Consider the following 21,935-nt stretch of genomic DNA (forward strand, 5'->3'; position numbering starts at 1 on the left):
GTGGGGGCTCAAAGCACCTCGGGCGCCAGCGACACGATCTTCATGAAGCGCTCGGTACGCAGTTCACGCGTGACCGGGCCGAAGATGCGGGTGCCGATCGGCTCCAGCTTGGCGTTGAGCAGCACGGCGGCATTGCCGTCGAACTTGACGAGCGAGCCGTCCTGGCGGCGCACGCCCTTGGCGGTACGAACCACCACGGCGCTGTAGACCTCGCCCTTCTTCACGCGACCACGCGGGGCAGCTTCTTTGATGCTGACCTTGATGATGTCGCCAATGTGCGCATAGCGGCGCTTGGAGCCGCCCAGCACCTTGATGCACTGAACGGACTTCGCGCCAGTGTTATCCGCGACATCGAGCCGCGATTGCATTTGAATCATGTCTGTCCCCAACTTGCCCCGAGTTGCAGCGCCTTGAAGGCACCGCGCGTCGGTCAGTCTTGGGCCCGTAAGTCAAACAGCCGGGCGACTGGCGCCCTGCTGCCCAACGGTTGAGGGCGGATCCGAAACCAGCTTGAGGCTCCTGCGTGGCAGAAGCACTGGCGTTCGGCGAAGCTGCGCATTATGCAGTGAGAACCCTCGGGGCGTCAATGCCTGCGCAGAAGTTTTTTGCAGGGGCCTGCTCGGGCAGCCCCCGCGGATGCGCGCGACTCAGGCCGACTTGGCCTGCGCCAGCAGCGTGCCGGCATCGCTGACCTCGAACTTGCCGGGTGCTTCGACGTTGAGCGCCTGGACGACACCATCCTTGACCAGCATCGAGTAGCGCTGCGAGCGCACGCCCATGCCGCGCGCCGTCAGGTCCAGCGGCAGGCCCACGGCCTGGGTGAAGGTGCCGCTGCCGTCAGCCATCATGCGGACCTTGCCGGCTGTCTGCTGGTCACGACCCCAGGCCCCCATGACGAAGGCGTCGTTGACGGAAACACACCAGATCTCGTCGACACCCGCGGCCTTGAGCTCATCGGACTTCTGCACGTAACCGGGCACATGCTGTGCCGAGCACGTCGGCGTGTAGGCGCCGGGGAGCGCAAAGATGGCCACGGTCTTGCCGGCCGTGGCCTTCTCGATGTCGAAGCTGTTGGGGCCGAGCGAGCAGCCCTCACCCTCGACGTCAATGAACTCCTGCAAGCTGCCCGCCGGGAGCTTGTCGCCAACCTTGATCATGGTGTCCTCCAATGTTTGGATGCTGGAAAAGGAAAACCGGCGCGCCAGTTTCCCAGCGCGCCGGCTTGTTCGGCGGTCATGCCACCGAAAGTCTTCAGACGATCTGGGCCTTTTCGACCAGACGCGTCACAGCCCAGGCCTTGGTCTTGGAGACCGGGCGGGTTTCGCTGATCTCGACGACGTCGCCGATCTTGTACTCGTTCTGCTCGTCATGCGCGTGGTACTTGCGCGAGCGGGCCACGATCTTGCCATAGAGCTCGTGCTTGGCACGGCGCTCGACGAGCACGGTCACGGTCTTGGCGCGGGCGTCGCTGACGACCTTGCCGACCAGCGTGCGCACGTTCTTCACTTGGGCCTCAGTCATTTCGTGGCCTCCTTCTTCTTTTGTGCCAGGACAGTCTTGGCACGCGCGATGTCGCGGCGGGTCTTGCCCAGCTGGCTGTGGTTGGTCAGCTGCTGGGTGGCCTTTTGCATGCGCAGGCCGAAGTGGGCCTTCAGCAGATCGGTCACTTCCTTTTCGAGGGCAGCGACATCCTTGGCGCGGAGTTCAGTTGCTTTCGTCATGGTGTCTTCCTCAGGTACCGACCTGCCGGGCCACGAAGGTGCAACGCAGCGGCAGCTTGGCAGCAGCCAGCGTGAACGCCTCGCGGGCCAGCACTTCCGGCACGCCGTTGATCTCATAGAGCACCTTGCCGGGCTGGATCTCGGCCACGTAGTACTCCGGGTTGCCCTTGCCGTTGCCCATACGGACTTCGGCAGGCTTTTGCGAGATGGGCTTGTCCGGGAAGATGCGGATGAAGATCCGGCCACCACGCTTGATGTGGCGCGAGATCGCGCGGCGAGCCGCTTCGATCTGGCGGGCCGTCAGGCGGCCGCGCTCGGTGGCCTTCAGGCCGAAATCACCGAAAGACACCGCGGCGCCTCGGGTCGCAACACCAGTGTTGCGGCCCTTCTGCTCCTTGCGGTATTTACGACGAGCGGGTTGCAGCATGCTTATTCTCCTTTGGCCTCACCGGCAGCAGCGGGGACCTTGCGGACCACGCGCTTGGCGGCGGGCTTGGCTGCGTCACCCGTGGGGGCGGCGGCAGCGGGCTGATCTGCTCCGTCACGCGGGCCACGGTCGCCACCCGGGCGGCCACGGCCGCTGGGAGCACCCGGACGGGCGTTACGGCGCGGGCGACGATCGTCTTCGGCGCCAGCGGGGGTGTTGATGACCGGCGCATCGCCATTGGCCAGGCGGTCACCGCGGTAGACCCAGACCTTGACGCCGATGACGCCGTAGGTGGTCTTGGCTTCGGAGAAGCCGTAGTCGATGTCGGCCTTCAGGGTGTGCAGGGGCACACGACCTTCGCGATACCACTCGGTACGGGCGATTTCGATGCCGTTCAGACGACCCGCGCTCATGATCTTGATGCCCTGGGCACCCAGACGCATCGCGTTCTGCATCGCGCGCTTCATGGCGCGGCGGAACATGATGCGCTTTTCGAGCTGCTGCGTGATCGAATCGGCGATCAGTTGGGCATCGACTTCAGGCTTGCGCACTTCTTCGATGTTGACCGCGACGGGCACGCCCAGACGGCGGGTCAGCTCGGCCTTTAGCGCCTCGATGTCTTCGCCCTTCTTGCCGATCACGACACCCGGACGAGCCGAGTAGATCGTGATGCGGGCGTTCTTGGCGGGGCGCTCGATGAGGATGCGCGAGACGGCGGCATTCTTGAGCTTGGTCTTCAGGTATTCACGAACCTGCAGATCTTCGGCCAGCATCGTGGCGAAGTTCTGGTTGTTCGCGTACCAGCGCGAAGCCCAATTGCGGGTGACAGGCAGGCGGAAGCCGGTCGGGTGGATTTTCTGTCCCATGTTCTTCCTTGCGCCTCAGTTGCCGACAGCCACGAAGATGTGGCAGGTGGGCTTGCTGATGCGATTGCCGCGGCCCTTGGCGCGAGCCGAGAAGCGCTTCAACGTGGCACCCTGCTCGACGTAGATCGAGGTGACCTTGAGCTCATCAATGTCAGCGCCGTCGTTGTGCTCGGCGTTGGCGATGGCGCTTTCCAGCGCCTTCTTGATGATCACGGCCGCCTTCTTCTGGGTGAATTCCAGGATGTTCAGCGCTTGGTCCACCTTCTTGCCGCGGATCAGGTCAGCCACGAGGCGACCCTTGTCACACGAGAGGCGAACGCCGCGAACGATTGCTTTGGTTTCCATCGTTGGCATCCTTACTTCTTCCCGGCCTTCTTGTCGGCCGGGTGGCCTTTGAAGGTGCGGGTCAGTGCGAATTCACCGAGCTTGTGGCCGACCATCTGGTCAGACACATAGACCGGCACGTGCTGCTTGCCGTTGTGCACGGCGATCGTCAGACCGATGAACTCGGGCAGGATCGTCGAGCGGCGCGACCAGGTCTTGATGGGCTTCTTGTCTTTGATGGCAACAGCCTTGTCGACCTTGGCCATCAGATGGTGGTCAACGAAGGGGCCCTTCTTCAGCGAACGAGTCATGGCCTAGCCCTTACTTCTTGCGACGCGAGACGATGAACGTCTGCGTGCGCTTGTTGTTGCGAGTGCGGTAGCCCTTCGTCAGGGTGTTCCACGGCGACACAGGGACCTGGCCCTCGCCAGTGCGGCCTTCGCCACCACCGTGCGGGTGATCCACCGGGTTCATCGCCACACCGCGAACGGTCGGGCGGATACCCTTCCAGCGGATCGCGCCGGCCTTGCCGTACTGGCGCAGGCTGTGCTCTTCGTTGCTCACTTCACCGATGGTGGCGCGGCAGTCGATGTGCACTCGGCGGACTTCGCCCGAGCGCAGACGGATCTGGGCGTAGACACCTTCGCGAGCCATCAGCACGGCAGAGGTGCCGGCCGAACGGATCATCTGGGCACCCTTGCCAGGCTGCAGCTCGATGCAGTGGATGGTCGAGCCCACCGGGATGTTGCGGATCGGCAGCGTGTTGCCCGCCTTGATCGGCGCCTCGGCACCGCTCAGCAGCGTGGCACCCACTTCCAGACCGCGCGGGGCGATCACGTAGCGGCGCTCGCCGTCGGCGTACACCACCAGCGCAATGTGGGCGGTGCGGTTCGGGTCGTACTCGATGGTCTCGACCTTGGCCGGAATGCCGTCCTTGTTGCGCTTGAAGTCGACCACACGGTAGTGGTGCTTGTGACCACCGCCCTTGTGGCGAATCGTGATGTGGCCGTTGTTGTTGCGGCCGGAGTTCTGGATTTGCGGCTCAAGCAAAGCTGCATGGGGCGCGCCCTTGTGCAGGTGCTTGTGCACCACCTTGACGACGCCACGGCGACCGGGCGACGTCGGCTTGACTTTGACGATGGCCATTTACGCGGCCTCCCCGGAGAAATTGAGCTCTTGACCGGCCTTGAGGGCGACGTACGCCTTCTTGACGTGGTCACGGCGGCCGGCACGGCCACCAAAGCGCTTGGTCTTGCCCTTGACCTGGACGACGTTGACCGACTCGACCTCGACCTTGAACATCAGTTCAACAGCGGCCTTGATTTCGGGCTTGGTGGCGTCGCGCAGGACCTTGAACAGGACCTGGTTGTGCTTCTCGGCAACCTGCGTGGCCTTCTCGGACACGATGGGCGCAAGCAGCACGGAGGCCAGGCGGCCTTCGGAGTATTTGGTGACGCTCATGCCAGCATCTCCTTGAGTTGCTCGACCGCAGCCTTGGTCACCAGCACCTTCTTGTAGAAGACGAGGGACAGCGGGTCGGCGTAGCGCGGCTCGACGACCAGCACGTTGGCCAGGTTGCGCGAAGCCAGCAGCAGGTTGTCATCGACGATGTCGGAGATGACCATCACCGAGTCCAGGCCCATGGCCTTGAACTTGGCGGCCAGCAGCTTGGTCTTGGGGGCTTCGACCGAGATCGAGTCCACCACGGCCAGGCGGCCTTCGCGGGCCAACTGCGACAGGATCGCAGCCATGCCGGCGCGGTACATCTTCTTGTTCAGCTTGTGCGAGAAGTTCTCGTCAGGCATGTTCGGGAAGATGCGACCGCCCCCGCGCCACAGCGGCGACGAGGTCATACCGGCGCGAGCGCGGCCGGTGCCCTTCTGGCGGAAGGGCTTCTTGGTCGAGTGATGGACCTGTTCGCGGTCCTTCTGGGCACGGGTGCCTTGGCGGGCGTTGGCCTGGAAGGCCACGACCACCTGGTGCACCAGGGCTTCGTTGTAGTCGCGAGCGAAGACGGTGTCAGGCGCGTCCACTTTGGAAGTGGCCTGACCTTGCTCGTTCAGGAGCTCGAGCTGCATCAGTTGGCTCCCTTCTTGACTTTGACCTTGACGGCCGGGCGAACGACGATGTGGCCGTTCTTGGAACCCGGGACCGCACCGCGGACCAGCAGCAGTTGACGGGCTTCGTCAATGCGCACGATGTCCAGGTTCTGGGTGGTGACGGTTTCGTCGCCCATGTGGCCGGTCATCTTCTTGCCCGGGAACACACGGCCCGGGTCTTGGGCCATCGAGATCGAGCCCGGCACGTTGTGCGAACGGCTGTTGCCGTGCGACGCGCGCTGCGAGCTGAAGTTGTGGCGCTTGATGGTGCCCGCGAAGCCCTTGCCGATGGACGTGCCCTGCACATCGACCAGCTGGCCGGTGGCGAACAGCGTCACCGGAACGGTCGCGCCAGCCTTGTACTGCGCAGCGACGTCGGCTTCGACGCGGAATTCCTTGAGGATTTCACCGGCTTCGACACCTGCCTTGGCGAGGTGGCCGGCTTCAGGCTTGGTCACGCGCGAAGCTTTGCGCGCACCGAACGCCACTTGAATGGCGCTGTAGCCGTCGGTCTCTTGGGTCTTGACCTGGGTCACGCGGTTGTTGGACACGTCCAGCACCGTCACAGGGATGGCATCGCCATCGTCCGTGAAGATGCGCATCATGCCCACCTTGCGGCCCAGCAAACCGAGACGGTTGCTCAGACTCATGTTTTTCTCCAGCCCCCTCGGCTCACGCCTCGGAAGCTATTGCGAACACCCGACATCGATTGGCCGGGCTGACCTGTGCAGCACCTCTTGCGAGGCGCTGCGCGAATATCCGAGCGGGCATGGCCCAACCCGGAAAAGCTGGCGAGTATAGCCCGAGGGGAAGTCCCGACGCAAGCCCTGATCAGCACCCGCCAAAAGACAAGGCCCCGGCCTGTCGAAACAGGGCCGGGGCCTTGCATTCCTGGCCCGAAGGCCTCGGATTACTGCAGCTTGATTTCGACGTCGACGCCGGCGGGCAGGTCGAGCTTCATCAGCGCGTCGACCGTCTTGTCGGTCGGGTCGACGATGTCCATCAGGCGCTGGTGGGTGCGGATCTCGAACTGGTCACGGCTCGTCTTGTTGACGTGCGGCGAACGCAGGATGTCGAAACGCTCCATGCGCGTCGGCAGGGGCACGGGGCCCTTGACGATGGCACCGGTGCGCTTGGCGGTCTCGACGATCTCGAGTGCCGACTGGTCGATCAGCTTGTAATCAAACGCCTTCAGGCGGATGCGGATCTTTTGCTTTTGCATGGCGATTCCTTAAAGAGCAGGCTAGCAACCGCACGCAGGGCGCGCGGCGCGAAGCAAAAGTTGATTACGCGAGGATCGTGGCGACGACGCCGGAGCCGACGGTGCGGCCACCTTCACGGATGGCGAACCGCAGGCCGGTTTCCATCGCGATCGGGGCGATCAGCTTCACGGTGATGCCGACGTTGTCGCCAGGCATGACCATTTCCTTGTCCTTGGGCAGCTCCACCGCACCGGTCACGTCCGTCGTGCGGAAGTAGAACTGGGGACGGTAGTTGTTGAAGAACGGCGTATGGCGGCCGCCCTCTTCCTTGCTCAGAACGTAGATCTCAGCGGTGAAGTGGGTGTGCGGCTTGATCGTGCCGGGCTTGGCCAGCACTTGGCCGCGCTCGACGTCTTCGCGCTTGGTGCCGCGCAGCAGGATGCCGACGTTGTCGCCCGCTTGACCTTGGTCCAGCAGCTTGCGGAACATTTCGACGCCCGTGACCGTGGTCTTCTGGACTTCGCGGATGCCCACGATTTCGATTTCTTCGCCGACCTTGATGATGCCGCGCTCGACGCGACCGGTCACCACCGTGCCACGGCCGGAGATGGAGAACACGTCTTCCACCGGCAGCAGGAATGCGCCGTCAACGGCACGGTCCGGCTGGGGGATGTAGGTGTCCAGCGCATCGGCCAGGCGCATGATGGCCTGCTCGCCCAGGTCGCCCGTGTCGCCTTCCAGCGCCAGCTTGGCCGAACCCTTGATGATGGGGGTGTCGTCGCCGGGGAAGTCGTACTTGCTCAGCAGCTCGCGCACTTCCATTTCGACGAGCTCAAGCAGCTCGGCGTCGTCGACCATGTCGCACTTGTTCAGGAAGACGATGATGTACTTCACGCCGACCTGGCGAGCCAGCAGGATGTGCTCGCGGGTTTGCGGCATCGGGCCGTCAGCGGCCGAGCACACCAGGATCGCGCCGTCCATCTGGGCGGCACCGGTGATCATGTTCTTGACGTAGTCGGCGTGGCCGGGGCAGTCAACGTGCGCGTAGTGGCGGTTGGCCGTCTCGTACTCGACGTGCGCGGTGTTGATCGTGATGCCGCGGGCCTTTTCTTCCGGCGCTGCGTCGATCTGGTCGTAGGCCTTGGCCTCGCCGCCGAACTTCTTCGACAGAACCGTCGCGATCGCCGCCGTCAGCGTCGTCTTGCCGTGGTCAACGTGACCAATCGTGCCCACGTTCACGTGCGGCTTGGTCCGTTCAAACTTGCCTTTTGCCATTTCAATTCTCCAAAAAGAGCATCTCGCCAGTCTGTTGGTTTAGCGTTTCCGCGACGCCCGTGATTCCCGCCGACTGGCGAAACGGGCGGGCTGCCGCGAAGACGATTCGGTCAGAAGCGGATCAGGACTTGCCGCGCGCGGTGATGATCGCGTCGGCCACGTTCTTGGGCGCTTCGGAGTAGTGCTTGAACTCCATCGTGTACGTGGCGCGGCCTTGCGTGGCCGAGCGCAGCGACGTGGAGTAGCCGAACATTTCGCTCAGCGGCACTTCGGCCTTGATGACCTTGCCGCCGCCGACCATGTCGTCCATGCCCTGCACCATGCCGCGACGGCTGGACAGGTCGCCCATGACCGTACCGGCGTAGTCTTCCGGGGTCTCGACTTCCACGGCCATCATCGGCTCCAGGATGACGGGGCTGGCGCGGCGGCAGGCTTCCTTGAAGCCCATCGATGCGGCCATCTTGAACGCGTTTTCGTTCGAGTCCACGTCATGGTACGAACCGAAGGTCAGCGTGACCTTGACGTCCACGACCGGGTAGCCGGCCAGCACGCCATTCGGCAGGGTGTCGATGACGCCCTTCTCGACCGCGGGGATGTACTCGCGAGGAACGACACCGCCCTTGATGGCGTCGACGAACTCGAAGCCCTTGCCCGGCTCTTGCGGCTCGACGGTCAGCACGACGTGGCCGTACTGGCCCTTGCCGCCGGACTGGCGAACGAACTTGCCTTCGACGTCGGTCGCGGTCTTGCGGATGGTTTCGCGGTAGGCCACTTGCGGCTTGCCGACGTTGGCTTCCACGCCGAACTCGCGCTTCATGCGGTCGACGATGATTTCCAGGTGCAGCTCGCCCATGCCGGAGATGATGGTCTGGCCGGACTCTTCGTCGGTGCGCAGGCGGAACGACGGGTCTTCCTTGGCCAGACGGCCCAGCGCGATGCCCATCTTTTCCTGGTCGGCCTTGGTCTTGGGCTCGACGGCCTGCGAGATCACGGGCTCGGGGAAGATCATCTTTTCCAGCGTGATGATGGCTTCCGGATCGCACAGGGTTTCGCCCGTGGTGACATCCTTCAGGCCCACGCAGGCGGCGATGTCGCCGGCCAGAATTTCCGAGATTTCTTCACGCTGGTTGGCGTGCATCTGCAGGATACGGCCGATGCGCTCCTTCTTGCCGCGGATCGGGTTGTAGACCGAGTCGCCGGACTTCAGCACACCCGAGTAGACGCGCACGAAGGTCAGCTGGCCGACATAGGGGTCGGTCATCAGCTTGAAGGCCAGCGCGGCGAACTTCTCGCTGTCATCGGCCTTGCGGACGACTTCCTTCTCGTCCTCGTCGGTGCCCGGCACCGGCGGCACGTCAATGGGCGACGGCATGAAGTCGATGACGCCGTCCAGCATGCGCTGCACGCCCTTGTTCTTGAAGGCGGTGCCGCAGAACATCGGCTGGATTTCAGCGGCGATGGTGCGCTTGCGGATGGCGACGATGACTTCCTCTTCGCTCAGGTCGCCCGACTCCAGGTACTTGTTCATCAGCTCTTCGCTGGACTCAGCGGCGGCTTCGATGAGGTTCTCGCGCCACTTGACGGCATCGGCCTGCAACTCGGCGGGGATCTCCTCGTAGCTGAACTTCATGCCCTGCGAGGCTTCGTCCCAGATGATCGCCTTCATCTTGATGAGGTCGATCACGCCAGTGAAGTTTTCTTCAGCGCCGATGGGAATGACGACGGGCACGGGGTTGGCCTTCAGGCGCAGCTTCATCTGGTCGTAGACCTTGAAGAAGTTCGCGCCGGTGCGGTCCATCTTGTTGACGAACGCCAAGCGGGGCACCTTGTACTTGTTGGCCTGACGCCAGACGGTTTCCGACTGCGGCTGCACGCCACCCACGGCGCAATAGACCATGCAGGCACCGTCCAGCACGCGCATGGAGCGTTCGACTTCAATCGTGAAGTCCACGTGTCCGGGCGTGTCGATGATGTTGATGCGGTGCTCGGGGCGAGCCAGGTCCATGCCCTTCCAGAAGCAGGTCGTGGCAGCGGACGTGATCGTGATGCCACGCTCCTGCTCCTGCTCCATCCAGTCCATCGTGGCGGCGCCGTCATGCACCTCACCGATCTTGTGGTTCACACCGGTGTAGTAAAGGATGCGCTCGGTCGTGGTGGTCTTGCCGGCATCGATGTGCGCGGAGATACCGATGTTGCGGTAGCGCTCGATGGGGGTTTTGCGGGCCATGGTTTGCTCCAGAAGACAGGAGCCGCCAGCGGGTTGGTAGAAACCCGAGGCGGCCGAAAGACAGTGAGTTTAGAAGCGGAAGTGCGAGAACGCCTTGTTGGCTTCTGCCATGCGGTGGACTTCGTCGCGCTTCTTCATCGCGCCGCCGCGGCCTTCTGCGGCCTCCAGCAGCTCATTGGCCAGGCGCTGCGCCATCGATTTCTCGCCGCGCTTGCGGGCGGATTCCTTCAACCAGCGCATGGCCAGAGCCATCCGGCGGACGGGGCGAACTTCCACGGGAACTTGGTAGTTCGCACCGCCGACCCGGCGGGACTTCACTTCGACCATGGGCTTCACGTTGTTCAGGGCGACCATGAACACTTCCAGCGGGTCCTTGCCGATCTTCTTCTCGACCTGCTCCAGGGCACCGTAGATGATGCGCTCGGCGACGGCCTTCTTGCCCGATTCCATGATGACGTTCATGAACTTGGACAGATCGACGGAACCGAACTTGGGGTCCGGCAGGATTTCGCGCTTGGGTACTTCGCGACGACGTGGCATGGCACTCTTCCTTTTGCTTCAGTTGGAGACGGCTTTTCTGGCCTGACTCCGCTGGACAACCACCGACATCTGGGGTCATCCACTTACTCGGCTGGCTGACATTGCAGCAGCCGCAACAACGTTGGGTCAGCGTGTGCGCTGAGCCCGAACAAACGATTTACTTCTTCGGACGCTTCGCGCCGTACTTGGAACGCGACTGCTTGCGATCCTTGACGCCTTGCAGGTCGAGCGAGCCACGGACGATGTGGTAACGCACGCCGGGCAAGTCCTTCACACGGCCGCCGCGCACGAGCACGACGCTGTGTTCTTGCAGGTTGTGGCCTTCACCGCCGATGTACGAGATGACCTCGAAACCGTTGGTCAGGCGCACCTTGGCGACCTTACGCAGAGCCGAGTTCGGCTTCTTGGGCGTGGTGGTGTAGACGCGGGTGCAGACACCGCGGCGCTGCGGGCAGTTCTGCATCGCAGGCGACTTGGACTTGATGACCTCGGCCTCTCGACCGTGGCGCACCAGTTGATTGATGGTTGGCATTACGACTTGTTCCCGTTTGAAGTCTGTGAACCTCGCCCACTTGTTCAAGCGCTTGTTCAGCCACCCGTTCAAGTGACGTTCAAGCGTTTTGAGCGCGCAGCGATGCGCCGCCCAAAAGGCGAAGAGCCGAGGATTGTAGACCGGCGGGCGATCGGGCACAAGGGCCGGTCCGAAGCCGCAGGTAAGCTGCCGACCATGGACATCGTCACGCCACCCGCGCCCGACATCGGCAGACCCGGCGCAGACCCACGCCCGGCCATCGTCGTCGACACCCAGGTCGTCATGGACTGGCTGGTCTTCAACGATCCGCGCGTGGCGCCCCTGGCGGCGGCGCTGACGTCGGGCGCGCTGCGCTGGCTGGTCGCGCCGGCGATGCGCGATGAGCTCCGCCACGTGCTCAGCCGAGGCGTGGCTTCTCGCTATGCGCCCGACCTGGCCCTCATCGAAGCGCAGTTCGATGCGCATGGCCAGGCGGTCGACGCCGTCGAACCGTCGCCACGCCTGCTGTGCCGCGACCCGGACGACCAGAAGTTCATCGACCTGGCGCTGGCGCTCGGCGCCCGCTGGCTGGTGTCGCGCGACAAGGCGCTGCTGGCCTTGGCCAAGCGCGCCCGCCCGCGTGGCCTTGCCATCCTGAAACCGGAGCAGTGGTCGCCGGACTGACAAAGAAAAAGCCGCCCGCGGCGTGAACCGGGGCGGCTTTGCGGGGCGCGAGGCCCCGTGGCTTATTCAGCCGAGCCGTCGCCAGCGTCCACACCCGCCATCTGCGCGGCAGCCAGTTCTTCGGCCTCCTGCAAGGCGATGGAACGGCGCTCGGCGTCGTCCATGGCTTCCTTGACGCGGCGCGCCTCGTGGAAGGCCATGCCGGTGCCCGCGGGGATCAGGCGGCCGACGATGACGTTTTCCTTCAGGCCGCGCAGCTCGTCGCGCTTGCCCATGATGGCAGCCTCGGTGAGCACGCGGGTCGTTTCCTGGAAGGACGCAGCCGAGATGAAGGAGTCCGTCGACAGCGAGGCCTTGGTGATGCCCAGCAGCACATCCGCGTGGGTGGCCGTGGTCTTGCCTTCCTTGCGCATGCGGTCGTTGGTGTCCAGCAGCTCCGAACGCTCGACCTGCTCGTTCAGGATGTAGTGCGTGTCGCCCGGGTTGGTGATGACCACGCGACGCAGCATCTGGCGAACGATCACCTCGATGTGCTTGTCGTTGATCTTCACGCCCTGCAGACGGTACACGTCCTGCACCTCGTCGACGATGTAGCGCGCCAGCTCCTCGATGCCCAGCAGGCGCAGGATGTCCTGCGGGTCTGCAGCGCCGTCGACGATCAGCTCGCCACGGTTCACCACCTGGCCTTCGTGCACCAGGATGTTCTTTTCCTTGGGCACCAGTTCCTCGTGGGCGTTGCCGTCCGGGTCGGTGATCTGCAGGCGGATCTTGCCCTTGGTCTCCTTGCCGAATGACACCGTGCCGGTCTGCTCGGCCAGCACGCCGACGTCCTTGGGCGAGCGGGCTTCGAAGAGTTCCGCCACACGCGGCAGACCGCCGGTGATGTCGCGCGTCTTCTGGCCTTCGACCGGGATGCGGGCAAGCACTTCACCGGGCAGCAGCTCCTGGCCGTCGCGGATCTGGATCAGCGAGCCGACCTGGAAGCCGATGGCCACCGAGTGGTCGGTACCCGGGATCTTGACCTCGTTGCCGCCGGCGTCCAGCAGCTTGACCTGCGGACGGATGACCTTGGCAGCGCCGCGGCGCTTCGGGTCGATGACCACCAGCGTCGACAGGCCGGTCACTTCGTCCACCTGCTTGGCGACGGTCACGCCTTCCTCGACGTTCTCGAACTTCGCCTGGCCGGCGAATTCCGTGATGATCGGGCGGGTCAGCGGGTCCCAGTTCGCGAGCACCACGCCGGCCTTGATGGTCTGGCTGGCCTTGATGTTCAGGATCGCACCGTACGGCACCTTGTGACGCTCACGCTCGCGGCCGTGCGGGTCGGAGATGACGATCTCGCCGGAGCGGGAAATCACGACCAGTTCGCCCTTGCCGTTGGTGACGTAACGCATCGTGGCGTTGAAGCCGATGATGCCGTCCGACTTGGCTTCGACGCTCGACGCCACGGCTGCGCGGGAGGCCGCACCGCCGATGTGGAAGGTCCGCATCGTCAGCTGGGTGCCCGGTTCACCGATGGACTGCGCGGCGATGACGCCGACAGCCTCACCGACGTTCACCAGGCCGCCGCGGCCGAGGTCGCGGCCATAGCACTTGGCGCACAGGCCGAAGCGCGTGGCGCAGGTCAGCGGCGTGCGGACCTTGATCTCGTCAACGCCGGCTTGTTCCAGCACGTCGAGCGTGTCTTCGTCCAGCATGTGGCCGGCACCCAGCAACGAGGCTTGCGTCTCGGGGTGGACGACATCGATGGCGGTGACGCGGCCAAGGACGCGGTCGCGCAGCGATTCGATCACCTCACCACCTTCGACCAGGGCGCGCATCGCCATGCCGTTGTCGGTGCCGCAGTCGTCCTCGATGACGACCAGATCCTGGGTCACGTCGACCAGACGACGCGTCAGGTAGCCGGAGTTCGCGGTCTTCAGCGCCGTATCCGCCAGGCCCTTGCGGGCGCCGTGGGTGGAGATGAAGTACTGCAACACGTTCAGGCCTTCACGGAAGTTCGCCGTGATGGGCGTCTCGATGATGGAGCCGTCCGGCTTGGCCATCAGGCCGCGCATGCCGGCCAACTGGCGGATCTGGGCGGCGCTGCCGCGCGCGCCGGAGTCGGCCATCATGTAGATCGAGTTGAAGGACTCCTGCACCACGTCCTTGCCGTGACGGTCCTTGACCGTCTCGACCTTCAGGTGGTCCATCATCTTCTTGCCGATCTCGTCACCGGCTTTGCCCCAGATGTCCACGACCTTGTTGTAGCGCTCACCGGCGGTCACGAGACCCGAGACGTACTGCTGCTCGATCTCCTTGACTTCCTTCTCGGCGCGGTCGATGACCGTGTGCTTTTCCTTCGGCACGAGCATGTCGTCGATGGCGATGGAGATGCCGGCACGCGTGGCCAGCTTGAAGCCGCTTTGCAGCAGCTTGTCGGCCAGCACCACGGTTTCCTTCAGGCCGCACTTGCGGAAGCTCGTGTTGATGAGACGCGAGATTTCCTTCTTCTTGAGCGCCTTGTTGATGTTCGAGAACGGCAGGCCCTTGGGCAGGATCTCGGACAGCAGCGCACGGCCGACGGTGGTGTCGGTCAGCTTGGTCTCGGCCACCCATTCGCCGGTGTCCTTGTCCTTGCTGTACTCCGTCAGGCGCACGCTGATCTTGGCGGTGATCTCGACGGCGCCGTTTTCAAGGGCGCGGATCATCTCGGGAATGTCCGAGAAGATCATGCCCTCGCCGCGGCCGTTGGTGCGCTCGCGGGTGGCGTAGTACAGGCCCAGCACCACGTCTTGCGACGGGACGATGGACGGTTCGCCGGAAGCCGGGAACAGCACGTTGTTGGAGGCCAGCATCAGCGTGCGGGCTTCCATCTGCGCTTCGATGGACAGCGGCACGTGGACGGCCATCTGGTCGCCGTCGAAGTCGGCGTTGAAGGCCGAGCAGACGAGCGGGTGCAGCTGGATCGCCTTGCCTTCGATCAGCACGGGCTCGAAGGCCTGGATGCCCAGGCGGTGCAGCGTCGGGGCGCGGTTCAGCAGGACCGGGTGTTCCTTGATGACTTCTTCGAGGATGTCCCAGACCACCGGCGTGCCGGATTCGACTTCCTTCTTCGCAGCCTTGATCGTCGTCGCGATGCCCATGGCTTCGAGACGGCTGAAGATGAAGGGCTTGAAGAGTTCGAGCGCCATCAGCTTGGGCAGGCCGCACTGGTGCAGCTTGAGCGTCGGGCCGACCACGATGACCGAACGGCCCGAGTAGTCGACGCGCTTGCCCAGCAAGTTCTGACGGAAGCGACCGCTCTTGCCCTTGATCATGTCGGCCAGCGACTTGAGGGCACGCTTGTTCGCGCCGGTCATCGCCTTGCCGCGGCGGCCGTTGTCCAGCAGCGAGTCGACGGCTTCCTGCAGCATGCGCTTTTCGTTGCGCACGATGATTTCAGGGGCCTTCAGCTCCAGCAGACGGGCCAGGCGGTTGTTGCGGTTGATGACGCGGCGATACAGGTCGTTCAGGTCGGAGGTCGCGAAGCGGCCGCCGTCCAGCGGCACCAGCGGACGCAGGTCCGGCGGCAGCACGGGCAGCACGTCCAGCACCATCCAGTTCGGCTTGATGCCGGACTTCTTGAAGGCCTCCATGACCTTCAGGCGCTTGGAGTTCTTCTTGACCTTGAGCTCGGAGCCGGTCATGTCGTTGCGGAGCTTGTCGATCTCGATGTCGAGATCCATTTCCTCCAGCAGCTTCTTGATGCCCTCGGCGCCCATCAGCGCGATGAACTCGTCGCCGAATTCGATGCGCTTGGCGTCGTAGTCGTCCTCGCTCATGATCGAGAACTTCTTCAGCGGCGTCATGCCCGAGTCGACGACGACGTACGCTTCGAAGTACAGCACGCGTTCGATGTCGCGCAGCGTCATGTCGAGCACCAGGCCCAGACGCGACGGCAGGCTCTTCAGGAACCAGATGTGCGCGCAGGGCGCGGCCAGGTCGATGTGACCCATGCGGTCACGGCGGACCTTGGTCTGGGTGACCTCAACGCCGCACTTCTCGCAGATGACGCCACGGTGCTTCAGGCGCTTGTACTTGCCGCACAGGCACTCGTAGTCCTTGATCGGGCCAAAGATCTTGGCGCAGAACAGGCCGTCGCGTTCCGGCTTGAAGGTGCGGTAGTTGATGGTCTCGGGCTTCTTCACCTCGCCGAACGACCAGCTGCGGATCTTCTCCGGGGAAGCCAGGCCGATCTTGATGGCATCGAAATGCTCATCGGGGGTGAATTGCTTGAAAAGGTCGAGTAGTCCCTTCATGCATCTGCTCCTTAATTGCGTTCCAGTTCAATGTCGATGCCCAAGGAGCGGATTTCCTTGACCAGCACATTGAACGATTCGGGCATGCCCGCTTCGATGGCGTGTTCGCCCTTGACGATGGACTCGTACACCTTGGTGCGGCCATTCACGTCGTCGGACTTGACCGTCAGCATTTCCTGCAGGATGTACGAGGCGCCATAGGCTTCCAGCGCCCACACTTCCATTTCGCCGAAACGCTGGCCGCCGAACTGCGCCTTGCCGCCCAGCGGTTGCTGCGTGACGAGCGAGTACGGGCCGGTCGAGCGGGCGTGCATCTTGTCGTCCACCAGGTGGTGCAGCTTCAGCACGTGCATGTAGCCGACGGTGACCGGGCGTTCGAACTGCTCGCCGGTACGGCCGTCGCACAGCCAGGCCTGGGTGCGCGTGGCGGTCAGGCCCTTCTTGGCGGCGATGTCGTCCGGGTAGGCGAGCTTGAGCATGCCGCGGATTTCCTCTTCCTTGGCACCGTCGAAGACCGGCGTCGCGAAGGGCACGCCCTTCGACAGATTCGCGGCCATCTCCAGCACTTCGGTGTCGGTCAGGTCGTCGATGTTCTCGGTCTTGCCGCCGCTCTGGTTGTAGAGCTCGTCGAACAGCTTGCGCAGCTCAGCCACCTTGCTGTGCTGCTGCAGCATGTCGCCGATGCGCTGGCCGATGCCCTTGCCGGCCCAGCCCAGGTGCACTTCCAGCACCTGGCCCACGTTCATCCGCGACGGGACGCCCAGCGGGTTCAGCACGATGTCGGCGGGCGTGCCGTCGGCCATGTAGGGCATGTCTTCGATCGGGGTGACCTTGGACACGACGCCCTTGTTGCCGTGACGGCCGGCCATCTTGTCGCCGGGCTGCAGGCGGCGCTTGACGGCCAGGTAGACCTTGACCATCTTCAGCACGCCGGCGGGCAGCTCGTCGCCCTGCGTCAGCTTCTTGCGCTTTTCTTCAAAAGCCAGGTCGAAGCTGTGGCGGGTCTGGTCGAGCGAGTTCTTGATCGACTCCAGCTGGTTGGCGGCCTCTTCCTCGGCCGGACGGATATCGAACCAGTGGAACTTCTCGACCGAGGCCAGGTAGTCCTTGTCGATCTTGGTGCCCTTGGCGATCTTCTGCGGGCCGCCGTTGGCGACCTTGCCGATCAGCAGCTTCTCGATCCGGTCGAAGGCGTCGCTCTCGACGATGCGCAGCTGGTCGTTCAGGTCCAGGCGGTAGCGCTTGAGCTCGTCGTCGATGATCTGCTGGGCGCGCTTGTCGCGCTGGATGCCTTCACGGGTGAAGACCTGCACGTCGATGACGGTGCCTTGCGTGCCCTGATCGACGCGCAACGACGTGTCCTTCACGTCCGAAGCCTTCTCGCCGAAGATGGCGCGCAGCAGCTTCTCTTCCGGCGTCAGCGTCGTCTCGCCCTTGGGCGTGACCTTGCCGACCAGCACGTCGCCCGGGTTCACCTCGGCACCGACGTAGACGATGCCCGACTCGTCCAGGCGGCCGAGTTGTTGCTCCGACAGGTTCGGGATGTCGCGGGTGATTTCCTCGGCGCCCAGCTTGGTGTCACGCGCGTTGACCACCAGTTCCTCGATGTGGATCGAGGTGTAGCGGTCTTCGGCGATGACGCGTTCCGAGATCAGGATCGAGTCTTCGAAGTTGTAGCCGTTCCAGGGCATGAACGCGACCAGCATGTTCTGACCCAGGGCCAGCTCGCCGATGTCCGTGGAGGCACCGTCGGCAATGATGTCCTCGGCCGCCACCTTGTCGCCACGCTTGACGATGGGGCGCTGGTGGATGTTCGTGTTCTGGTTGGAACGCTGGTACTTGATCAGGTTGTAGATGTCGACACCGACCTCACCGGCCACGGTCTCGGCATCGTTGACGCGAATCACGATGCGGTTCGTGTCGACATAGTCGACCACGCCGCCGCGGCGAGCCGCGACCACCGTGCCCGAGTCCTTCGCAGCGACGCGCTCGACGCCCGTACCCACGAAAGCCTTCTCGGGACGCAGCACCGGCACGGCCTGACGCTGCATGTTGGCACCCATCAGTGCGCGGTTCGCGTCGTCGTGCTCCAGGAACGGCACCAGCGATGCCGCAACGGACACGATCTGCGTCGGCGCCACGTCCATGTACTGGATGCGTTCGGGCGAGGTCAGCACCGATTCGCCGTTTTCACGGGCGGACACCAGTTCGTCGGTCAGCTCGCCGCCGGCGTTCAGCGTGGCGTTGGCCTGGGCGATGACGTACTTGCCTTCCTCGATGGCCGACAGGTAGTCGATCTGGTCGGTGACCTTGCCATCGACGACGCGGCGGTACGGCGTCTCCAGGAAGCCGTACTCGTTGAGCTGCGCAAACAGCGCCAGCGAGTTGATCAGGCCGATGTTCGGGCCTTCCGGCGTTTCGATCGGGCAGACGCGGCCGTAGTGGGTCGGGTGCACGTCGCGGACTTCGAAGCCGGCGCGCTCGCGGGTCAGACCGCCCGGGCCCAGGGCGGAAACGCGACGCTTGTGCGTGATTTCCGACAGCGGGTTGGTCTGGTCCATGAACTGCGACAGCTGCGACGCACCGAAGAACTCCTTCAGCGCCGCGGAGATCGGCTTGGAGTTGATCAGGTCGTGCGGCATCAGGGCTTCGGTCTCGGCCTGGCCCAGACGTTCCTTGACGGCCTTCTCGATGCGGGCGAGGCCCGAGCGGTACTGGTTTTCGGCCAGTTCGCCCACGCAGCGCACGCGGCGGTTGCCCAAGTGGTCGATGTCGTCCACTTCGCCGCGGCCATTGCGCAGCTCGACGAGGATCTTGACGACGTCAAGGATGTCCTCGTTGGACAGGTTCATGTTGCCTTCGGGCGTGTCACGGCCGACACGCGCGTTGAACTTCATGCGGCCGACACGGCTCAGGTCGTAGGTGTCGGTGCTGTAGAACAGGCGGTTGAACAGCGCTTCGACGGCGTCTTCCGTCGGCGGCTCGCCGGGGCGCATCATGCGGTAGATGGCAACGCGGGCCGCCAGCTGCGTCTCAGTCTCGTCGGACGCCAGCGTCTGCGAGATGTAGGCGCCCTCGTCCAGTTCGTTCGTGAACAGGCACTGGATTTCCTTGACGCCGGCCTGGCGCAGCTTCTTCAGCAGCGCTTCGGTCAGTTCGTCATTGGCCTTGGCAATGATCTCGCCGGTGTCGGCATCGATCATGTTCTTGGCCAGCACGCGGCCGATCAGGAAGTCTTCCGGCACCGAGATGTGCTGCGTGCCGGACTGCTCCAGCTGGCGCGCATGGCGGGCGGTGATGCGCTTGTCCTTCTCGACGATGACGGCACCCGACTTGTCGACGATGTCGAAGCGCGCGACTTCACCCTTCAGGCGGTCCGCCACGAATTCGAGCTGCGCGCCGACGTCCATCAGGCGGAAGTTGTCGAACACGAAGAAGTGGGCCAGGATCTGCTCGGGGTTCAGGCCGATGGCCTTGAGCAGGATCGTGACCGGCATCTTGCGGCGGCGGTCGACGCGGAAGTACAGGATGTCCTTCGGGTCGAACTCGAAGTCCAGCCAGGAGCCGCGGTAGGGAATGATGCGGGCGCTGAACAGCAGCTTGCCCGACGAATGCGTCTTGCCCTTGTCGTGCTCGAAGAACACGCCCGGCGAACGGTGCAGCTGCGACACGATGACGCGCTCGGTGCCGTTGACGATGAAGCTGCCGTAGTCGGTCATCAGGGGCACTTCGCCCATGTAGACCTCTTGCTCCTTGATTTCCTTGACGGTCTTCGCCTGGGGCGATTCACGGTCATAGATGATCATCTGCAGGCGCGCACGCACGGCGGCTGCGTAGGTCAACCCCCGCTGCTGGCACTCGCGGGTGTCGAACGGCGGCTTGGCGATGTTGAACTCGAGGAACTTCATCTCGACGAAACCGTTGTGCGAAACAATCGGGAACGCCGAAAGGAAAGCCGCCTGCAGCCCTTCGGGCTTGCGTTTGGCGGGGGCCACGTCCTTCTGCAGGAAGGCCACGTAGCTGTCCTTCTGCATGGTCAGCAGATAGGGAACGTTGAGAACGCTCTCGCGCTTGCCGAAGCTCTTGCGGATCCGCTTGCGCTCGGTGTAGCTGTAGGGGGTTGCTTGCGCCATAAACACTCCGTGTCGAGCCCACCCCTGGCCGTGGGGCGAGCCGCGTCGGCGACTGGCTGGCTCACCGGCCCAGGACGGGCGGCTGCCTAGCTTGGTGGTTGGCCACTACCAACCGCTGGCGGACAACCCCGGCCTCACCATCGGAGGCTTACCGGAGTCCGACCAAACTGGTTCTCTGCAGTCGGATCAGAGAACACGTGAAAGAACTGCGCATCATACTGCGCCGAGTGCTTTCAGCTGTTCTCAAGCAGGATTAACCCGCAAAGACGAAAAAGGGGAAGCCCAACGGGCAACCCCTTTTCAAGCGAGTGGGACCGGCGCTGCGTCGCAGCCCCGATCCCCGGGCTTCACTTCAGCTCAGCCTTGGCGCCGGCTTCGACCAGCTTCTTGACAGCGGCTTCGCCGTCAGCCTTGGACACGGCTTCCTTGACGTTCTTCGGTGCGCCGTCGACCAGGTCCTTGGCTTCCTTCAGACCCAGGCCGGTGATTTCGCGAACGGCCTTGATGACGGAGACCTTCTGTGCGCCGGCTTCGACCAGCACGACGTTGAACTCGGTCTTCTCTTCGGCAGCAGCCGCAGCACCGCCGCCAGCGCCACCGGCAGCCGGAGCAGCCATCGAAGCGGCGGACACGCCGAACTTCTCTTCGATGGCCTTGACCAGGTCGTTCAGTTCAAGAACGGTCATGCTGTCCAGCGAGGCCAGGAAAGCGTCTTTATCGAATGCCATGATGAATTTCCTTAAAACAGATTGATTGCGCGTGACTTGACGTGATGCGCGTTAGTTCGTCGATCAGGCCGTAGCCGGGGCTTCTTCGGCAGCAGCTTCCGGGGAAGCAGCGCCTTCGCCACGCTTGGCAGCCAGGGCAGCCAGCACGGCCGCGGTGCGTTGCACCGGCGACAGCAGCAGGCCAGCGATCTGCGACAGCAGCACTTCCTTGCTCGGGACCGAAGCCAGCGCCTTCACGCCAGCGACATCCAGAGCCTTGCCGCCGTACGCGCCGCCCTTGATGACGAGCTTGTCGTTGGTCTTGGCAAAGTCAGCGATGACTTTGGCAGCCGCGACAGCGTCTTCCGAAAAGCCGTAGATCAGCGGGCCGACCATGCTCTCCGCAGCAGCTTCGAACGGGGTGCCGGCGACAGCACGACGCGCCAGGGTGTTCTTCAGCACGTGAAGATACACACCTTGGGCGCGCGCGGTGACGCGCAGCTTGTTCAACGCTTCCACGGTGAGGCCACGGTACTCGGCCAACGCCAGCGTCTGCGACTTGGCAGCTTGCGCTGCGACGTCGGAGACAACGACTGCCTTCTCGTTGCGATTGAGACTCAAGGTCTACTCCTCACATTTGCCCCTTCGGCCTTGCAGCCTCCGGAGCGCCAGGGATTCAGCGACCATCTGTCAGGAAACCATCCAACAAGGCAGGGCCTTGTTGCACAACTTTTGCCGCAGCTTGCGCCACGGACGTTCCTTTCAGCGGGACCGCCATCTGCGTTGGTTCCCCGCCCTCGATTGCTCGAAGGCCGGGATTTAAGGGGTCTCCACCAACGGTCTTGGATGACGCGCCTCTCCGGCGAACCGGATTGACGCCCCACCAATCTTGTCGCCCCGGGCCAGACTCGCCCGGGGCAGATTCAGTGCACCAGGCCA

General features: G+C 63.8%; 22 protein-coding genes. 1 reads left to right on the plus strand and 21 read right to left on the minus strand.

What is annotated here, in order from left to right; genetic code table 11:
- Positions 1-8: 8 nt before the first annotated feature.
- The 17 genes from rplN to rpsL form a co-directional block, all read right to left on the minus strand.
- Complete coding sequence (gene rplN, locus ACO07H_RS00190; protein ID WP_056194233.1) at positions 9-377, minus strand: 50S ribosomal protein L14; 369 nt, start codon at positions 375-377, stop codon at positions 9-11.
- A gap of 270 nt (positions 378-647) precedes the next feature.
- Complete coding sequence (locus ACO07H_RS00195) at positions 648-1,157, minus strand: peroxiredoxin (RefSeq protein ID WP_422009906.1); 510 nt, start codon at positions 1,155-1,157, stop codon at positions 648-650.
- A 94-nt stretch (positions 1,158-1,251) separates the two neighbouring features.
- Positions 1,252-1,521 (minus strand): 30S ribosomal protein S17, encoded by a 270-nt coding sequence (gene rpsQ, locus ACO07H_RS00200; RefSeq protein WP_422009908.1) that lies wholly within the window; start codon positions 1,519-1,521, stop codon positions 1,252-1,254.
- Positions 1,518-1,721, minus strand: a complete 204-nt coding sequence (gene rpmC, locus ACO07H_RS00205) for a 50S ribosomal protein L29 (RefSeq protein ID WP_422009910.1) — start codon at positions 1,719-1,721, stop codon at positions 1,518-1,520. The genes rpsQ and rpmC overlap by 4 nt, the downstream gene beginning before the upstream one ends.
- A 10-nt stretch (positions 1,722-1,731) precedes the next feature.
- Positions 1,732-2,148, minus strand: coding sequence for a 50S ribosomal protein L16 (rplP, locus tag ACO07H_RS00210; RefSeq protein WP_422009912.1), 417 nt, complete (start codon positions 2,146-2,148; stop codon positions 1,732-1,734).
- 2 nt (positions 2,149-2,150) lie between these two features.
- A complete protein-coding gene (rpsC, locus tag ACO07H_RS00215) occupies positions 2,151-3,014 on the minus strand; it encodes a 30S ribosomal protein S3 (RefSeq protein ID WP_422009914.1) in 864 nt (287 codons plus the stop codon).
- 15 nt (positions 3,015-3,029) lie between these two features.
- Positions 3,030-3,359 carry a 50S ribosomal protein L22 gene (rplV, locus tag ACO07H_RS00220; RefSeq protein WP_233374577.1) on the minus strand — a complete coding sequence of 110 codons (330 nt, stop codon included), beginning with the start codon at positions 3,357-3,359 and terminating at the stop codon, positions 3,030-3,032.
- Between the two features lie 11 nt (positions 3,360-3,370).
- Positions 3,371-3,649 carry a 30S ribosomal protein S19 gene (gene rpsS / locus ACO07H_RS00225; RefSeq protein ID WP_056194250.1) on the minus strand — a complete coding sequence of 93 codons (279 nt, stop codon included), beginning with the start codon at positions 3,647-3,649 and terminating at the stop codon, positions 3,371-3,373.
- 10 nt (positions 3,650-3,659) lie between these two features.
- Positions 3,660-4,484, minus strand: a complete 825-nt coding sequence (rplB, locus tag ACO07H_RS00230; protein WP_056877738.1) for a 50S ribosomal protein L2 — start codon at positions 4,482-4,484, stop codon at positions 3,660-3,662.
- Entirely contained in the window at positions 4,485-4,799 is a 315-nt protein-coding gene (rplW, locus tag ACO07H_RS00235) for a 50S ribosomal protein L23 (protein WP_056877739.1), read from the minus strand.
- Positions 4,796-5,416, minus strand: coding sequence for a 50S ribosomal protein L4 (gene rplD / locus ACO07H_RS00240; RefSeq protein WP_422009917.1), 621 nt, complete (start codon positions 5,414-5,416; stop codon positions 4,796-4,798). Before rplD ends, rplW begins: the two co-directional genes overlap by 4 nt.
- Positions 5,416-6,087, minus strand: a complete 672-nt coding sequence (rplC, locus tag ACO07H_RS00245) for a 50S ribosomal protein L3 (protein ID WP_422009919.1) — start codon at positions 6,085-6,087, stop codon at positions 5,416-5,418. The genes rplD and rplC overlap by 1 nt, the downstream gene beginning before the upstream one ends.
- A 260-nt stretch (positions 6,088-6,347) precedes the next feature.
- Positions 6,348-6,659 carry a 30S ribosomal protein S10 gene (gene rpsJ, locus ACO07H_RS00250; protein WP_056194266.1) on the minus strand — a complete coding sequence of 104 codons (312 nt, stop codon included), beginning with the start codon at positions 6,657-6,659 and terminating at the stop codon, positions 6,348-6,350.
- Positions 6,660-6,723: 64 nt separating this feature from the next.
- Positions 6,724-7,914 carry an elongation factor Tu gene (gene tuf, locus ACO07H_RS00255; protein WP_025564238.1) on the minus strand — a complete coding sequence of 397 codons (1,191 nt, stop codon included), beginning with the start codon at positions 7,912-7,914 and terminating at the stop codon, positions 6,724-6,726.
- A gap of 121 nt (positions 7,915-8,035) precedes the next feature.
- A complete protein-coding gene (gene fusA / locus ACO07H_RS00260) occupies positions 8,036-10,141 on the minus strand; it encodes an elongation factor G (RefSeq protein ID WP_422009922.1) in 2,106 nt (701 codons plus the stop codon).
- Positions 10,142-10,210: 69 nt separating this feature from the next.
- Positions 10,211-10,681, minus strand: a complete 471-nt coding sequence (gene rpsG, locus ACO07H_RS00265) for a 30S ribosomal protein S7 (RefSeq protein ID WP_056194782.1) — start codon at positions 10,679-10,681, stop codon at positions 10,211-10,213.
- Between the two features lie 157 nt (positions 10,682-10,838).
- Positions 10,839-11,213: a 30S ribosomal protein S12 gene (rpsL, locus tag ACO07H_RS00270; protein WP_056265769.1), complete on the minus strand. Its 375-nt coding sequence runs from the start codon at positions 11,211-11,213 to the stop codon at positions 10,839-10,841.
- Positions 11,214-11,285: 72 nt separating this feature from the next.
- Here rpsL and ACO07H_RS00275 point away from each other — a divergent pair, with 72 nt between their 5' ends.
- Positions 11,286-11,876, plus strand: a complete 591-nt coding sequence (locus ACO07H_RS00275) for a putative toxin-antitoxin system toxin component, PIN family (RefSeq protein WP_422009925.1) — start codon at positions 11,286-11,288, stop codon at positions 11,874-11,876.
- Positions 11,877-11,938: 62 nt separating this feature from the next.
- Here ACO07H_RS00275 and rpoC read toward each other — a convergent pair whose 3' ends face one another.
- The 4 genes from rpoC to rplJ form a co-directional block, all read right to left on the minus strand.
- The gene (gene rpoC / locus ACO07H_RS00280) at positions 11,939-16,156 is read right to left on the minus strand and encodes a DNA-directed RNA polymerase subunit beta' (RefSeq protein WP_422009927.1); all 4,218 of its coding nucleotides are present in this window, start codon (positions 16,154-16,156) and stop codon (positions 11,939-11,941) included.
- 11 nt (positions 16,157-16,167) lie between these two features.
- Entirely contained in the window at positions 16,168-20,289 is a 4,122-nt protein-coding gene (gene rpoB, locus ACO07H_RS00285) for a DNA-directed RNA polymerase subunit beta (RefSeq protein WP_422009929.1), read from the minus strand.
- A gap of 347 nt (positions 20,290-20,636) precedes the next feature.
- Complete coding sequence (gene rplL, locus ACO07H_RS00290) at positions 20,637-21,017, minus strand: 50S ribosomal protein L7/L12 (RefSeq protein WP_422009931.1); 381 nt, start codon at positions 21,015-21,017, stop codon at positions 20,637-20,639.
- Positions 21,018-21,080: 63 nt separating this feature from the next.
- Positions 21,081-21,617 (minus strand): 50S ribosomal protein L10, encoded by a 537-nt coding sequence (rplJ, locus tag ACO07H_RS00295; RefSeq protein ID WP_422009933.1) that lies wholly within the window; start codon positions 21,615-21,617, stop codon positions 21,081-21,083.
- Positions 21,618-21,935 lie beyond the last annotated feature (318 nt).

It is taken from the genome of Roseateles sp., from assembly GCF_965229315.1.
Lineage (GTDB): Bacteria > Pseudomonadota > Gammaproteobacteria > Burkholderiales > Burkholderiaceae_C > Pelomonas.

What these genes read in the sequence shown, in the direction of transcription:
- rplN (WP_056194233.1), bottom strand. Translation starts at nt 377, where the DNA reads ATGATTCAAATGCAATCGCGGCTCGATGTCGCGGATAACACTGGCGCG.
- ACO07H_RS00195 (WP_422009906.1), bottom strand. Translation starts at nt 1,157, where the DNA reads ATGATCAAGGTTGGCGACAAGCTCCCGGCGGGCAGCTTGCAGGAGTTC.
- rpsQ (WP_422009908.1), bottom strand. Translation starts at nt 1,521, where the DNA reads ATGACTGAGGCCCAAGTGAAGAACGTGCGCACGCTGGTCGGCAAGGTC.
- rpmC (WP_422009910.1), bottom strand. Translation starts at nt 1,721, where the DNA reads ATGACGAAAGCAACTGAACTCCGCGCCAAGGATGTCGCTGCCCTCGAA.
- rplP (WP_422009912.1), bottom strand. Translation starts at nt 2,148, where the DNA reads ATGCTGCAACCCGCTCGTCGTAAATACCGCAAGGAGCAGAAGGGCCGC.
- rpsC (WP_422009914.1), bottom strand. Translation starts at nt 3,014, where the DNA reads ATGGGACAGAAAATCCACCCGACCGGCTTCCGCCTGCCTGTCACCCGC.
- rplV (WP_233374577.1), bottom strand. Translation starts at nt 3,359, where the DNA reads ATGGAAACCAAAGCAATCGTTCGCGGCGTTCGCCTCTCGTGTGACAAG.
- rpsS (WP_056194250.1), bottom strand. Translation starts at nt 3,649, where the DNA reads ATGACTCGTTCGCTGAAGAAGGGCCCCTTCGTTGACCACCATCTGATG.
- rplB (WP_056877738.1), bottom strand. Translation starts at nt 4,484, where the DNA reads ATGGCCATCGTCAAAGTCAAGCCGACGTCGCCCGGTCGCCGTGGCGTC.
- rplW (WP_056877739.1), bottom strand. Translation starts at nt 4,799, where the DNA reads ATGAGCGTCACCAAATACTCCGAAGGCCGCCTGGCCTCCGTGCTGCTT.
- rplD (WP_422009917.1), bottom strand. Translation starts at nt 5,416, where the DNA reads ATGCAGCTCGAGCTCCTGAACGAGCAAGGTCAGGCCACTTCCAAAGTG.
- rplC (WP_422009919.1), bottom strand. Translation starts at nt 6,087, where the DNA reads ATGAGTCTGAGCAACCGTCTCGGTTTGCTGGGCCGCAAGGTGGGCATG.
- rpsJ (WP_056194266.1), bottom strand. Translation starts at nt 6,659, where the DNA reads ATGCAAAAGCAAAAGATCCGCATCCGCCTGAAGGCGTTTGATTACAAG.
- tuf (WP_025564238.1), bottom strand. Translation starts at nt 7,914, where the DNA reads ATGGCAAAAGGCAAGTTTGAACGGACCAAGCCGCACGTGAACGTGGGC.
- fusA (WP_422009922.1), bottom strand. Translation starts at nt 10,141, where the DNA reads ATGGCCCGCAAAACCCCCATCGAGCGCTACCGCAACATCGGTATCTCC.
- rpsG (WP_056194782.1), bottom strand. Translation starts at nt 10,681, where the DNA reads ATGCCACGTCGTCGCGAAGTACCCAAGCGCGAAATCCTGCCGGACCCC.
- rpsL (WP_056265769.1), bottom strand. Translation starts at nt 11,213, where the DNA reads ATGCCAACCATCAATCAACTGGTGCGCCACGGTCGAGAGGCCGAGGTC.
- rpoC (WP_422009927.1), bottom strand. Translation starts at nt 16,156, where the DNA reads ATGAAGGGACTACTCGACCTTTTCAAGCAATTCACCCCCGATGAGCAT.
- rpoB (WP_422009929.1), bottom strand. Translation starts at nt 20,289, where the DNA reads ATGGCGCAAGCAACCCCCTACAGCTACACCGAGCGCAAGCGGATCCGC.
- rplL (WP_422009931.1), bottom strand. Translation starts at nt 21,017, where the DNA reads ATGGCATTCGATAAAGACGCTTTCCTGGCCTCGCTGGACAGCATGACC.